The organism is Nocardia acididurans, assembly GCF_016741815.1.
In the GTDB taxonomy this organism is placed as follows: Bacteria; Actinomycetota; Actinomycetes; order Mycobacteriales; family Mycobacteriaceae; genus Nocardia; species Nocardia acididurans.
The window spans coordinates 314512-330597 of the sequence record NZ_JAERRJ010000011.1; the positions used below are offsets into that span (position 1 = coordinate 314512).

1 protein-coding gene (only partly in view) is annotated in these 16086 nt (G+C 71.3%); it reads left to right on the forward strand.

The features are described from left to right. Positions 1 to 16057, forward strand: the 3' end of a protein-coding gene (locus JK358_RS28525; RefSeq protein ID WP_201953523.1) for a non-ribosomal peptide synthase/polyketide synthase. 21278 nt of this gene lie to the left of the window's left edge; 16057 of the gene's 37335 nt are visible here — the last part of the coding sequence; the start codon falls outside the window, past its left edge; it ends in the stop codon at positions 16055 to 16057. Positions 16058 to 16086 lie beyond the last annotated feature (29 nt).

Below are 16086 nucleotides of genomic sequence, written 5' to 3' on the forward strand. Positions count from 1 at the left end.
CATGCGGGATCTGCTGGTGCTGTACGCCACCCACGCCGAGGCGAGCGCCCTGCCGCCGGTGCGGTCCTACCGCCAGTTCCTGGACTGGACCGCCCAGCAGGATCAGGACGCCTCGCGCGCCGCGTGGACTCGTGCCCTGCAAGGGGTTTCGGAGCCCACCCTGCTGGCCCGCCCGGCCGCCGGACGCGAGATCACCGCCCTGTCCGGTGAACTCGTGGTCGAGCTGGACGACGCCGCCACCGCGCGGCTGACCGCCCGCGCCGCCGAGCTCGGCGTCACCGCGAACACCATGCTGCAGACCGCGTGGGGAATCGTGCTGGGCCGCATGACCGGACGTGACGATGTCGTCTTCGGCACCACCGTCTCCGGCCGTCCCGCCGAGCTGGCGGGCGTGGAGAACATGGTCGGCCTGTTCATCAACACCGTCCCGGTGCGGGTGGCCTTCGACCCGGCCGAGCCGGCCGACGCCCTGCTGGCGCGGGTCCAGGCGGAGGCGGCCGATCTGCTCGATCACCACCACCTCGGGCTGGCCGACATCCAGGCCGCCACCGGCGTCGGCGGGCTCTTCGACACCCTGGTGGTGTTCGAGTCCTACCCGGTCGACGCCGAGGGCATCCAGGCGCAGGCCGCCGATATCGACGGCATGGCGGTCACCGGGCTGGACGTCGCCGACGCCACCCACTACCCGCTCACCCTGATCGCCCAGCTGAACAACCGGCTGCGCGTCCGGGTCGGCTACCTGCGGGACCTGATCGACGAAACCGCGGCCCGCCGCATCGCGGACCGGCTCACCCGGGTCCTGACCGCCCTCGCCGCCGAACCCGGCACGCCCGTCGGCGATATCGAACTGCTCGACGCGGAAGAGCGCGCAAATGTCGTGCGGCACTGGGTCTCGTCCGGAACCGACTGCGGCAGTGGGCTCTTCGCCGAGCCCACCGCGACCGCCCCGGCCCTGTTCGACGCCGCGGCCGCCGCGCACGGCACGCGCACGGCGGTGCGCTTCGGTGACACCACCCTCACCTACGCCGAACTCGATCAGCGAGCGAACCGCTTGGCGCGCAAGCTGATCGCCGCGGGAGCGGGACCCGACTCGCTGATCGCGGTACTGCTGCCGCGCTCGGCCGAGCTGGTGGTGGCGCTGCTGGCGGTGGTCAAGTCCGGTGCGGGCTACGTGCCGATCGACCCGACCTATCCGGCCGATCGCATCGCCTACGTGCTGGCGGACTCGCGGCCCGCCGCCGCGATCGTCACCGCCGACACCGAGGTGGCGCTGCCCGCCGGGCTGCCGGTCATGACGATGGACGACCTCGGCACCGGTGACGCGTCGCCGGTCACCGACGCCGATCGCCGGGCGCCGATCGCCGCGGACAATATCGTCTACGTCATCTACACCTCCGGTTCCACCGGACGCCCCAAGGGTGTGCAGGTCACGCACCGAAACCTGGTGCGCCTGTTCGCGAACACCGACCGGGAGTTCGGCTTCGGGCCCGACGACGTGTGGACGCTGTTCCACTCCGCCGCCTTCGACTTCTCGGTCTGGGAGCTGTGGGGCGCGCTGCTCTACGGCGGCACCGTAGTGGTCGTCGATCACTTCACCTCGCGCTCGCCCGAGGAGTTCCTGGAACTGCTGCGCCGTGAGCGCGTGACGGTGCTGAACCAGACGCCGTCGGCGTTCTACCAGCTCGCCGAGGCCGACCGCCTGACGCCGGGCCGGGCTCCGCTGGCCCTGCGCTACGTGGTGTTCGGCGGCGAGGCGCTGGATCTGCCGCGCCTCGCGGACTGGGTCGCGCGCCACGGTGACGGTGTGGCCGACTCGGCCGGACCGCGCCTGGTCAACATGTACGGCATCACCGAGACCACGGTGCACGTCTCGCACCGCGTCCTCGACGCCGAAACCATCACCGCCGCAACCGGTTCGGTCATCGGCCGGGCTATCGCGGGCCTGTCGGTGTACGTTCTCGACACCCGGCTGCATCCGGTGCCGGTCGGCGTCCCGGGCGAAATGTACGTGGCCGGACCGCAATTGACCCGCGGCTACCTGGGCCGCGGCGATCTCACCGTGGCGCGGTTCGTGGCGAACCCGTTCGGTGCGCCCGGCACCCGCCTGTACCGCTCGGGCGACCTCGCCCGCTGGAACGCCCAGGGCGAACTCGAGCACCTGGGCCGTGCCGACGATCAGGTGAAGATCCGCGGCTTCCGCATCGAGCTCGGCGAGATCGAGGCCGCGCTCATGGCGCTGCCCGAGGTCGCGCAGGCCGTGGTCCTGGTCCGCTCGGACAACCGCCTGGGCGATCAGCTGGTCGGCTACGTGGTCCCCGAGACCACCGTCGACACCGAGGCGCTGCGGGCCCAGCTGACGGACACGCTGCCCGTCTACATGGTGCCGTCGGTGCTGATGGTGCTCGAACGGTTCCCGCTCACGGTCAACGGCAAGCTGGATCGCAAGGCCCTGCCCGCGCCGGTGTTCGAGGCGGCGGAGTTCCGCGCGCCGACCACACCTGCCGAGGAGATCGTGGCCGCGGTGTTCGCCGAGGTGCTCGGCGTCGAACGGGTCGGCCTGGACGACGACTTCTTCGCCCTCGGCGGCAACTCGCTGATCGCGACCCAGGTGGCGGCGCGCCTGTCCGCGGCGCTGGACACCCAGGTCGGCGTGCGGGAGATCTTCGAGGCCTCCACCGTCGCCGCACTGGCCGCGCGCGCGGAAAGCGCCACCGGCACAGGCGGTCGCGCCGCCCTGGTGCCGCAGCGCCGCCCGGCGCTGGTGCCGCTGTCGCTGGCACAGCAGCGCATGTGGTTCCTCAACCGGTTCGACCCCACCTCCGCGGTGGACAACATCCCGGTGGCCGTGCGGCTGTCGGGTCTGCTGGACCGGCAGGCGCTGCAGATCGCGGTCGCCGACGTGCTGGCCCGCCACGAATCCCTGCGCACCCGCTACCCCGAGGTGGACGGCGTCGCGCATCAGGAGGTCGTGGCGACCGGCCGGGTCATCCCCGACCTGACGCCGGTCGAGGTCACCGAAGCCGAACTGCCGCATCAGCTGTTCGGGATGGTGGCCGCCGGATTCGACGTCACCGTCGAAGTTCCGTTCCGGGCAAGGCTTTTCGAGATCAGCCCCACCGAGCACGTGCTCATGCTGGTGGTGCACCACATCTCGGCCGACGGCTTCTCCGTGGGCCCGCTGACCCGCGACGTGATGACCGCCTACAGCGCCCGCGTCGGCGGCGGCGAACCCGCCTGGGAGCCGCTGCGGGTGCAGTACGCGGACTTCGCGCTCTGGCAGCGCCAGGTCCTCGGCGCCGAGAACGATCCGGAATCGGTGATCTCGCAGCAGGTCTCGTACTGGCGTGACGCGCTGGCGGGCCTGCCCGATCAGCTGGATCTGCCCGCCGACCGTCCGCGACCGGTGGTCGCGTCGGGCAACGGCGCGGTGCACACCGTCACCATCGACGCCGAAACCCACTCGGGCCTGGCCGAATTGGCGCAGGCGCAGGGCGTGACCCTGTTCATGGTGGCGCACGCGGCGCTCGCGGTGCTGCTGTCGCGACTGTCCGGGGAGACCGACATCGCGATCGGCACCCCGGTGGCCGGCCGTGGCGAGGCGGCGCTGGACGACGTGATCGGCATGTTCGTCAACACCCTGGTGCTGCGCACCGAGGTGGACGGCGCGAGCTCGTTCAGCGACCTGCTGAAGACTGTCCGCACCGACGACATCGCCGCCTTCGGGCACGCGGACCTGCCGTTCGAGCGGCTGGTCGAGGTGCTCAACCCGGCGCGCTCGCAGGCGCGGCATCCGCTGTTCCAGGTGATGCTGTCGCTGCAGAACCTGGGCCTCACCTCCCTGGAACTGCCGGACCTGACCGTGGGCGCGGTGGATCTGCCGGTCATCACCGCGAAGTTCGACCTCGAGGTCGTGCTGACCGAGCTGACCGGCGCCCCCGACGCGGCGGCGAACGGTTCGGGTGTGCCCGGCCGCTCCGGCATCCGCGCCGAATTCGTGTACGCGACAGATCTTTTCGACGCCACCACGATCGAGCGGATGGCCGGGCGCTTCCTGCGCCTGCTGGCCGCGGTGGTCACCGCACCGCAGGCCCCGGTCGGCGACATCCCGCTGCTGGACGCCCGTGAGGCACTGCAGCTGGTCAATTGGAATCGGACCGCACGTGCCCTGCCCGGCGCGGGCGCCGAGGTGACCCTGCTCGACGCGTTCGACGCGCAGGCGCAGGCCACCCCCGACGCGATCGCACTGAGCGAGCCGGACACCGGTGAAACCCTCACCTACGCCGAGTTCTCGGCGCGGGTGAACCGGCTGGCCCGCTGGCTGATCGAGCGCGGCGTCGGCACGGAATCGACTGTCGCGCTGGGAATGCGGCGTTCGATCGACCTGCTGGTCGGTGCGTATGCCGTGGTCGCGGCCGGTGGCGCGTACGTGCCGCTGGATCCCGACCATCCGGCCGACCGCATCGCGCACATCCTCGACATCGCGAATCCGGCCACCGTGCTGACCAGCGGTGCCGATCTCGAGTTCGACATCGCGCAGGTGCGCATCGACCTGCTCGACGTGAAGCACTACTCGGCCGCGCCGGTGACGGATGCGGATCGTGCTGTGCCGCTGCGTGGTTCGGATGTGGCGTATGTGATCTTCACGTCGGGTTCGACGGGTCGTCCGAAGGGCGTGGCGGTCAGTCATGCGGCGATCGTGAACCGTCTGGTGTGGATGCAGGACGCCTACGGCCTGACGGCTGAAGATGTTGTGCTGCAGAAGACTCCGGCGACGTTCGACGTGTCGGTGTGGGAGTTGTTCTGGCCCCTGCAGGTCGGCGCGCGGTTGACCATCGCGAAACCCGACGGCCATCGCGACCCCGCCTACCTGGCGGAGCTGATCCAGGCCGAGCGGGTCACGACGGTGCACTTCGTGCCGTCGATGCTGTCGGTGTTCGTGGCCGAACCGGCTGCGGCGCAGTGTGATTCGCTGCGCCTGGTGTTCGCCTCCGGTGAGGCCCTGCCGGTCTCCACGGCGCAGGAACTGCGTGCGCGCACCGGTGCGGCCCTGCACAACCTGTACGGCCCGACCGAGGCCGCGGTCGATGTGACCTATCACGAGGTGACCGATGCCGATGTGGTGTCGGTGCCGATCGGCCGTCCGGTGTACAACACTCAGGTCTACGTGCTGGACGCGCGTCTGCACGCGGTCGCGGCGGGCGTGCCGGGTGAGCTGTACCTGGCCGGCGCGCAGCTGGCGCGCGGCTATGTGGCGCGAGCCGATCTGACCGCCGACCGTTTCGTGGCGAACCCCTTCGCCAACAACGGTTCCCGGATGTACCGCACCGGTGACCTGGTGCGCTGGAGTGCCGCCGGTGAGCTGGAGTACCTGGGCCGCACGGACTTCCAGGTGAAGCTGCGCGGTCTGCGCATCGAGCTCGGCGAGATCGAGACCGCACTGACCGGCGTGGCCTCGGTGGCCCAGTCGGTGGTCGTGGTGCGCTCGGACGAGCGCCTGGGCGATCAGCTCGTCGGGTACGTCGTGCCCGCGGCCGGTCACACCGTCGACGTCGAGGGTGTCCGCGCCGAGCTGGCACAGCGGCTGCCCGCCTACATGGTGCCGTCGGCGCTGGTGGTGCTGGACGCGCTGCCGGTCAACGCCAACGGCAAACTGGAGCGCAAGGCGCTGCCCGCGCCGGTCTTCGAGGCCCGCGAGTTCCGGGCCGCGTCCACCCCGATCGAGCAGGCCGTGGCCGAGGTCTTCGCCGAACTGCTGGGCGCCGAGCGCGCCGGCCTCGACGACGACTTCTTCGCCCTCGGCGGCAACTCGCTGATCGCCACCCAGGCGGTGGCGCGCATCAACGCCGCGCTCAACACGCAGCTGGTGGTGCGCGATCTGTTCGAGGTGTCCACGGTGGCGGCGCTGGCCGTCCGGGCCGAGCACAGCGCGGGCACCGGCATCGTCCGGCCGCGTCTGAGCGCCGGTGTCCGACCGGAACTGGTGCCGCTGTCCTACGCACAGCAGCGGATGTGGTTCCTCAACCGGTTCGATCCCACCGCCGCGGTGTACAACGTGCCGGCCGCCATCCGCCTGTCGGGCGATCTCGACGTGGTCGCGCTGGAACAGGCGATGGCCGACGTGGTCGCCCGCCACGAGACCCTGCGCACCCGCTATCCCGAAACCGCGGACGGCCCGGTGCAGCAGGTGCTCTCGGCGGCCGACGTGCCGGTGGCGCTGCCGCCGGTGCCGATCGGCGAGGACCGGATCGTGGCCGAGGTGCACGCCTTCGTCGGCCGGGGCTTCGATGTCACCGCCGAGGTGCCCTTCCGGGTCGGTCTGTTCGAAATCGACGGCGGCGCACGCGAATACGTGCTGGTGTTCGTTGCCCACCACATCGCCTCGGACGGCTGGTCCATGGGCCCGCTGACCCGGGACCTGATGTTGGCCTACGCCTCCCGCGCGAACGGGCAGGCGCCGGAGTGGGCGCCGCTGCCGGTGCAGTACGCCGACTTCAGCATCTGGCAGCGTGAGCTGCTGGGTTCGGAAGACGATGCGCAGAGCCTGATCTCGGCGCAGGCCGAGTACTGGCGGCACGCGCTGGCCGGGGTGCCGGACGAACTGGCGCTGCCGTTCGACCGCCCGCGCCCGGCGGTGCCGTCCTACACCGGCGGGCAGGTGCCCTTCACCATCGACGCCGACGTGCACAATGGCCTGAAAGCCATTGCGCGCGAACAGAACGCGTCGGTGTTCATGGTTGTGCACGCCGCCCTGGCGGTCTTCCTGTCGCGCATGTCCGGCACCGGCGACATCGCGGTCGGCACGCCGATCGCGGGCCGCGGCGAGGCGGGCCTCGACGACCTGGTCGGCATGTTCGTCAACACGCTCGTGCTGGCCACCGAGGTGTCCGGCAACGAGACCTTCGTCGAACTGCTGGCGCGGGTGAAGGACACCGACCTGGCCGCCTTCGGGCACAGCGACATTCCGTTCGAGCGCCTGGTGGACCTGCTGGCCCCGCAGCGCTCGGCGGCCCGCAACCCGCTGTTCCAGGTGTCGCTGTCGTTCGGGAACCTGCCGGAGTCCAGCTTCGAGCTGCCCGGCCTGCGGATCTCCGCGGTCGACTTCGACGTCGACATCGCGAAGTTCGACCTGTCGCTGAACATCGAGGAGACCGAACACCTCGACGCCGGGGCCGCTCCGGCCGGCCTGGCCGCCGCGTTCGGCTACTCCACCGATCTGTTCGATCGGGACACGGTCGAGGCGTTCGCGCAGCGGTTCTCCCGGGTGCTGGCGGCGGTGACCGCCGACCCGACCGTGGTCGTCGGCGCCATCGACGTGCTCGATGCCGGGGAACGCGAAGCGCTGCTGCGGGATTGGCATGCGGCGGGCACCCTGGTCACCCCGGAGACCCTGGTGGACCGGATCGCCGCGCAGGCGACCCGGCGACCGGACGCGGTCGCGATCCGCGCCGGGGACCAGACGCTGAGCTACACCCAGCTGATCGGCCGCGCCAACCAGGTCGCGCGTGCGCTCATCGCGCACGGCGTGGGACCGGAATCCCGGGTGGCCGTGGCGGTTCCGCGAACCGCGGAGCTGCCGGTGGCCCTGCTGGGCGTGCTGATCGCGGGCGCGGGCTACGTGCCGATCGACACCGCGTACCCGGTGCAGCGACTCGAGTTCATGCTCACCGACGCGGCGCCGACGGTGGTGCTGACCACCGCCGAGGCACGGGAGGCCCTGCCCGCCAACGACATCGCCGTGGTGCTGCTGGAAGAGGTCGGCGAATTCGCCGCCGCTCCGGTCACCGATGCCGAACGGGTCGCACCGTTGGCGCCGGCGAATCTGGCCTACATCATCTACACCTCGGGCTCCACGGGCGTGCCCAAGGGCGTGGCCGTCACCCACGCGAATGTGCTGGAACTGTTCGCGAATGCCGGACTGCGGTTCGACTTCCGCGACTCGGATGTGTGGACCATGTTCCACTCCTTCGCGTTCGACTTCTCCGTGTGGGAGCTGTGGTGCGCGCTGGCCGACGGCGCCGCCGTGGTGGTCGTCGATCAGCTGACCTCGCGCTCGCCGGAACAGTTCCGGGAGCTGCTGGTCCGCGAGCGGGTGACGGTGCTCAACCAGACGCCGTCCGCGTTCTACCAGCTGGCCGAGGCCGATCGCGTCGCGCACGGCACCGGTGAACTGTCCCTGCGCTACGTCATCTTCGGTGGCGAGGCGCTGGACCTGCGGCAGCTGCAGCGCTGGTACGAGCGGCACGCGGTCGACGCACCGCTGCTGGTGAACATGTACGGCATCACCGAGACCACGGTGCACGTGTCCTACCAGGCCCTCGACGAGCAGATGGCGCTCAGTCACGCCAGCGTGATCGGTCGCGGCCTGCCGGGTCTGCAGACCTACGTGCTGGACCGCAGGCTCACCCCGGCGCCGGTCGGCGTGGCCGGTGAGCTCTACATCGCCGGCGCCCAGCTGAGCCGGGGCTACCTCGGCCGGCCGGGCCTGACCGCCGCGCGGTTCGTCGCCAACCCGTACGGACCGGCGGGCTCGCTCATGTACCGCTCCGGCGACGTCGGCCGCTGGGCCGGTCGCGACGACACGGCGGTGCTGGAATACGCGGGCCGCAGCGACTCCCAGGTCCAGCTGCGCGGTTTCCGCATCGAACTCGGCGAGATCGAGGCCGCGCTGCTGCGGCTGCCGGGCGTGGCCCAGGCCGTGGCCCTGGTGCGGACCGAGGAGGGGATCGGCGATCGCCTCATCGGCTACGTCGTCGCCGAAGCCTCCGCGCAAGCCCTCGATCCGCTCGCACTGCGGACGGCCGTGGGCGAATTCCTGACCGGCTACATGGTCCCGGACGCCATCATGGCGATCGAGGCGCTGCCGCTGACCCCGAACGGGAAGCTGGACCGCAAGGCCCTGCCCGCACCGGAATTCGTGGGTTCCGCGGTGTTCCGCGCCCCGTCGACCCCGATCGAACAGGCCGTCGCGGCCGTATTCGCCGAACTGCTGGGCGCTCAGCAGATCGGCGTGGACGACGACTTCTTCAGCCTGGGCGGCAACTCGCTGATCGCGACGCGCGCCGTCGCGCGGATCAACGAGGCCCTGGACGCGCACCTCGCGGTGCGCGACCTGTTCGAGGCGTCCACCGTCGCCACCCTGGCCGCACGCGCCGAACGCGGCGACGGCAGCGGCCGGGTGCGGGCGCGCCTGGTCGCGGGTCAGCGTCCCGAGCGGATTCCGCTGTCACTGGCACAGCAGCGCTACTGGTTCCTGAACCAGTTCGACACGACCACCTCGGCCGTGGACAACATTCCGTTCGCGATCCGCCTGTCCGGCGACCTCGATGTCGCGGCGCTGGAGCAGGCGCTGGGTGACCTCATCACCCGCCACGAGGTGCTGCGCACCATCTACCCGCGCACCGAGGACGACGGGCCGCAGCAGGTGATCCTGCCCGCGGCGGCGGTCCTGCGCCCGCTGGTCCCGGTCGAGGTTTCCGAGTCGGAAATCATTGCGGCGGTGACGGAATGCGCGCTGACCACGTTCGACGTCACCGTGGAGGTGCCGTTGAAGGTGGCGCTGTTCCGGATCGTCGGCCACGCCGGTGACGTCGACGAGCACGTGCTCGCCTTCACCGTGCACCACGTGTCGGCGGACGGTTCGTCCATGGTGCCGCTGGCCCGCGACGTCATGACTGCCTACCTGGCGCGTTCGGAAGGCGAGGCCCCGCAGTGGGCGCCGCTGCCGGTGCAGTTCGCGGACTACGCGCTGTGGCAGCGGGCGGTGCTCGGTGTCGAGGAGGACCCGGAATCGCTTGCCGCGCAGCAGATCGCGTACTGGGTGCGAGCGCTGGACGGGCTGCCCGACCAGCTGGAGCTGCCCACCGATCGGCCGCGCCCGCCGGCGCAATCCTTCCAGGGCCGGGCCATCCGGTTCACGATCGACGCCGAGCGGCACGCCCGCCTGCACGAGGTGGCGCGGGCACGCAACGCGTCGCTGTTCATGGTCATGCACACCGCGCTCGCGGTGCTGCTCGCCCGGCTGTCGGGCACCGACGACATCGCGGTGGGCACGCCCATCGCGGGTCGTGGTGAACGCGAACTCGACGATCTGATCGGCATGTTCGTGAACACGCTGGTGTTCCGCACCAGGGTGGACGCCGGCGCGACCTACGCGGAGCTGCTGGCCGACGTGCGTGAGCGCGACCTCGAGGCGTTCGCCCACGCGGACGTGCCGTTCGAGCGGCTGGTCGAGGTCCTCAACCCGGTCCGCTCCACCGCGCGCAATCCGCTGTTCCAGGTGGGCTTCTCGTTCCAGAACCTGGCCGACGCCGCCTTCGAACTGCCGGGCCTGTCGGTGAGCGCCGTCGATTTCGACACCCAGCTCGCCAAGACCGACCTGCAGGTGACGGTGCACGACCAGTACGCCGAAGACGGCGCACCGGCCGAGATCGCCACCGAATTCACCTACGCCACAGATCTTTTCGACGAGTCCACGGTGCGCGCCTTCGCGGATCGCTTCCTGCGGGTGCTCGATGTGGTGATGGCGGATCCGTCGGTGCGGGTCGGTGACATCGACCTGCTCGGCCCGGTCGAGCACGAGCGGATCGTGTCCTCCTGGAACGACACCGCGCACGCGGTGGACCGCTCCGCCACCCTGGTGTCGCTGCTGGACGCCAGCGCCGCCGCCCGTCCGGACGCGGTCGCCCTGGCCGCCGACGAATCGGGTTCGGGCACCCTCGACCGGGTGCTGACCTACGCCGAGCTCGACGATCGGGTCAACCGCCTGGCGCGGTACCTGATCGAGCGCAGTGTGGGCGCGGAAGACCGTGTGGCCCTGGCCATTCCACGCTCGGTGGATCTGGTCGTCGCCATGTACGCGGTCGCCCGCACCGGCGCCGCCTACGTGCCGCTGGATCCGTCGCAGCCCGCGGACCGCCTGGACTACATCGTCGAGACGTCCGCGCCGTCCTGCGTGCTGACCACGGCCGACCTCGCCGCCCGCCGCGCCGGCGCGGACGGGGACACCCTCGACTGGGTGGCCGTCGACGAGCTCGATCTCTCGGGCTTCGGCGGTCAGCCGCTGGTCCGGTCCGAGCTGGTCCGCGAATTCGGGGTCACCAACACGGCTTACGTCATCTTCACGTCCGGCTCGACCGGCCGTCCGAAGGGCGTGGCCGTGCCGCACGCGGCGGTGGTCAACCAGTTGCTGTGGAAGACAGCCGAATTCGAGCTCGGCGCGGAAGACGCGGTGCTGCTGAAGACCGCCGCCACCTTCGACCTCTCGGTCTGGGAATTCTGGTCGGCCGCGGTATCCGGTGGCCGCCTGGTGATCTCGGCTGCCGAGGGCCATCGGGATCCGGGCTACCTCAACGAGCTGATGCGCGCGGCCGAGGTGACCACGCTGCACGTGGTTCCGTCGATGCTCGACGCACTGCTCATCGAGTCCGACGGTGTGCTGAGCCCGTCACTGCGGCGGGTGCTGGCCATCGGCGAGGCCCTGCCCGCGGTGACCGCGCAGCGCTTCCGCCGCACCAATGCCGCCGGGCTGTACAACCTGTACGGCCCGACCGAGGCCGCGGTGTCCATCACCAACCACCGGGTCACCGACGCCGACGTGGTGTCGGTGTCCATCGGTGCGCCGGAATGGAATTCGCGGGTCTACGTGCTGGACGGCCGCCTGCGGCCGGTGCCGGTGGGCGTGTCGGGCGAGCTGTACCTGTCCGGCGCCCAGCTGGCGCGTGGCTACTTCGGCCGCCCGGACCTGACCGCGGATCGCTTCGTGGCCAGCCCCTTCGGCACCGGCGAGCGCATGTACCGCACCGGCGACCTGGTGGCCTGGACCGAGGACGGCGAGCTGGAGTACCGGGGCCGCACCGACTTCCAGGTGAAGATCCGCGGCTTCCGCATCGAACTCGGCGAGATCGAGGCGGCGCTACTGCGCCAGCCCGGCGTGGCCGCGGCCGCGGTGCTCGCGCACACCGATTCGCACGCCGGTGACCGCCTGGTCGCCTACGTGGTCGGGGAGTCCCTCGGCCAGCGGGCGCTGCAGTCCGCGCTGAGCGTGGAACTGCCGTCGTACATGGTGCCGTCGGTGTTCATGGTGCTGGACGCGTTGCCGCTCAACGCCAACGGCAAGCTGGACCGCAAGGCCCTGCCGGAGCCGGTGTTCGAGAAGGCGGTGTTCCGCGCCCCGACCACCCCGATCGAGAAGATCGTGGCCGGGGTGTTCACCGAGGTGCTCGGCACCGAGCACATCGGCGCGGACGACGACTTCTTCAGTCTCGGCGGCGATTCCATCCGCTCGATCCAGCTGGTGTCGCGGGCCCTCGCGCACGGCGTGCGGTTCAGCCCGCGCGACGTGTTCGAACGCCGCAGTGTCGCCGCGCTGGCCGAGATCGCCACGCTGGACGGCGCGGCCGTGCAGTCGCTGCTGCCGGAGCTGCCCGGCGGCGGCATCGGCACGATTCCGCTGCCGCCGACCATGGCGGCCATCGTGGCCGACGGCGCGGACCGGCTGGTCCGGTCCTCCGCGGTGCGACTGCCCGCCACCATCGACCGGGAGACCCTGGTCGCGGCGATCGGCGCACTGGTCGACCACCACGATGTGCTGCGGGCGCGACTGCGCCGGGAACCCGTCGGCGAGACGGCCGCGAACTGGGTCCTCGAGACCCAGGAACGCGGAACCGTGGACGCCGCCGCGCTCCTGCACCGGGTCGACGTCCCCGGCGGACTCGGCGCGGCCGAACTGTCGCAGGTGGCGCGCGCCGAATACGACGCCGCCCTGGAGCGGCTCGATCCGGCGAACGCGGTGCTCATCCAGTTCGTGTGGTTCGCGTTCGGCGGTGAACAGCCCGACGCGCTGCTGATGGTCGCGCACCAGTTCGTGGCCGACGACGCGTCGCGCCGCATCCTGCTCGCCGATCTGGCCGCGGCCTGGTCGCGCCCGGCCGGTCGCGCGGTCGAGCTCCCCGCCGCCGGAACCTCGTTCCGGCGCTGGGCGCACGCCCTCGCCGACGCCGCGCACGATCCGGACCGGATCGCGGAACTGCCGTTCTGGCAAAAGGTTTCAGGGGCCACGCCGGAACCGCTGCTCGGCGACCGCGCGTTCGATCCCGAGATCGACACGGCCGCCACCGTCGAGCGGGTCGAGGTAACCGTGCCCGCCGAAATCACCGACGCGGTGCTCACCGCGATCCCACGCCTGTACCGCGCCGGAGCCACCGACGGCCTGGTGTCGGCGCTGGCGCTGGCCATCGGCCGCTGGCGTGGCGAGACGACCGGCGGTACGACCGTGCTCCGGCTCGAATCCGACGGGCGCGCGCACACCGTCGCCGGTGTGGACCTGTCCCGCACCGTCGGCTGGTTCGCCCACGAGTACCCGGTGCGCGTGGATACGGCCGGGACCGACCTGGCCGAGGCGTACACCGGTGGCGCCGCCCTGGGCGGGGTCCTGAAGTCGGTCAAGGAGCAGTTGCTCGCGGTGCCGGACTCCGGTCTGGGCTACGGCCTGCTGCGGCACCTGAACCAGGACACCGCCGCCGAACTCGGCGCCGCGGGCCAGATCGGCTTCCGGTACCGGGACCGTGCGGCCGAGGTCGACGGCTCCGCCGAGGCGGGCTGGCTGCAGACCGCCGAACTGGGCATCCCGCACATCGACCGGGATCCGGCCTGCCCGGTCACGGTCGCGCTGGATGTGTGCGCCACCGTCACCGAGGGCTCCGACGGCACCCGGCTGAGCACCTCGTTCTCCTACCCGTCCGGTCTGCTGACCCGGGCCCGGGTCCGGGAACTGGCCGAGCTGTGGGTGCAGGCGCTGACCGCGCTGGCCGCGCACGCGCAGCGGCCCGACGCGGGTGGTCGCACCCCGTCGGACCTGCCGCTGGTCTCGGTCGGACAGGCTGACATCGACGGCTGGGAGCGGGCCTACCCGGCCCTGGACGAGGTGTGGCCGCTGGCCCCGCTGCAGTCCGGTCTGCTGTTCGACGCGCAGATGAGCCAGTCCGAGACCGACGTCTACACCATGCAGTCGGTCATCGAACTCGGTGGCGTGCTCGACGCCGCCCGGCTGCGGACGGCGGCCCAGGGCATCGTGGACCGCTACCCGAACCTGCGGGCCGCGTTCGTCGCGGACGCCGCGGGCCGGCCGGTCCAGGTGATCCAGGAGCATGTGGACGTGCCCTGGCAGGAAGTGGATCTGACGACGCTGCCGCAGGCCGAGCGGCACGCGGAGCTGCGCCGCCTGGTCGACGCCGAGCGGGCCGCCCGCTTCGACATGACCTCGGCGCCGCTGGTCCGATTCACCCTGTACCGCACCGACATCGACGCCGACGGAACCCCGGCCGAACCGGGCGCGGGCTGCTGGCAGCTGGCCGTCACCACTCACCACATCCTGCTCGACGGCTGGTCGCAGCCGCTGCTCATGCGGGACCTGCTGGTGCTGTACGCGGTGCACGGTGACAGCGCGGCGCTGCCCGCGGTGCCGTCGTACCGGTACTTCCTGGCCTGGCTGGCCGAACGGGACCGCGAGGAGTCGCTGCGCACCTGGCAGCGGGCGCTGACCGGCCCCGAGGATCCGACCCAGCTCGCGCCGCAGGCGCGGGCCGAGCACGGCGTCATCGGTCAGCTGACCACCGACCTGGACGTCGAGTTCACCGGCCGGATCACCAAACATGCCGCCGAACTCGGCATCACGGTGAACACGTTGATCCAGGCGGCCTGGGGCATCGTGCTCGGACGTCTCACCGGTCGCTCCGACGTGGTGTTCGGCGCGACCGTGTCCGGCCGCCCGGCCGAACTGCCCGGCGTGGAATCCATGGTGGGCCTGTTCATCAACACGCTGCCGACCCGCGTCCGCCTCGACGGTCGCATGCCGATCGGTGAGCAGCTGCAGGCTCTGCAGCGCGAGCAGGCCGAACTGATGGATCACCACTATGTCGGCCTGACCGACATTCAGCGGGCCGCCGGCGCCGGATCGCACTTCGACACCCTGCTGGTGTTCGAGTCCTACCCGATCGACAAGGCGGCCATCGAGGCCGCGACGGCGATCGACGGTCTCACCATCAGCGGCGTCGACGTGGCCGACACCGCGACCAACTACCCGCTGACGCTGGTGGTGACGGCCGAATCGACGGTGGAGCTGACCTGGAAGTACCAGGACAACCACTTCACCGCCGACGAGGTGGCGGTACTCGCCGCTCGCTTGGTCCGGGCGCTCGAGGGTCTGCTCGGCGACCCGCAGGGCCGCATCGGTGACATCGATGTGCTCGATGCCGCGGAGCGCGCCCTGCTGCTCGGTGAATCCGGCACGGCCGCACCGGAATTCGCGCCGGTGCGGGCCGTGGAGCGGAGCGTCGCCGAGGTGCTCGGCGCGGTCGTCGAAGAGGATCCGCAGGCGTTGGCACTGCTGGACGGGGACACCGAAATCCCGTTCTCCCAGCTGGATTCGCGGTCCTCGCGGTTGGCGCGCGTGCTGATCGGCAGCGGTGTGGGCCCGGGCGACACCGTCGCGGTGGCCCTGCCGCACACGGTCGATCAGGTGGTCGCGCTGTGGGCGGTGCAGAAGACCGGCGCCGCGGCGCTGTTCGCCGACGGTCTGTCCGTCGACGAAATCGTCGGCGCCGGAGCCGAATTCGGTATCACCACCGAACCGGCGGAGGGTCCGCTGCGTTGGCTGGCGCTCACCGATGAGCAGGTGCGGGCGGAGCTCGCGGCCGCGGCGGCGCATCCGGTGTCCGATGCCGACCGGGTCCGCCCGGTGCGCGCCGACGACGCGGCCTTCGTGGTCGTGGGCACGGACGCGGTGACGACCCTGACCCAGGCGCAGGCCCTGGAGCGGGCGAGCACCCTGTGCGCCGACCACGGGATCGACTACGAGGCGGTGACCTACACGACCACCGCCGCGGGTCCGGCCGCCCTCGACGAGTTCCTGGCCTCGGGCACCACCGGTGCGCTGTCGGTGCTGCCCACCGGCGACCCGGCCGAGGACTGCGACAACGGCGAGGTCACGCACTGGTTCGCGGGCCGGGACGAAGCGGCCGGGGAGGTGGACGACGCCGTGCTCCGGATCGTCGCCGACTAGCCCGGTCACCCTCAGCGGTGATGAAATCA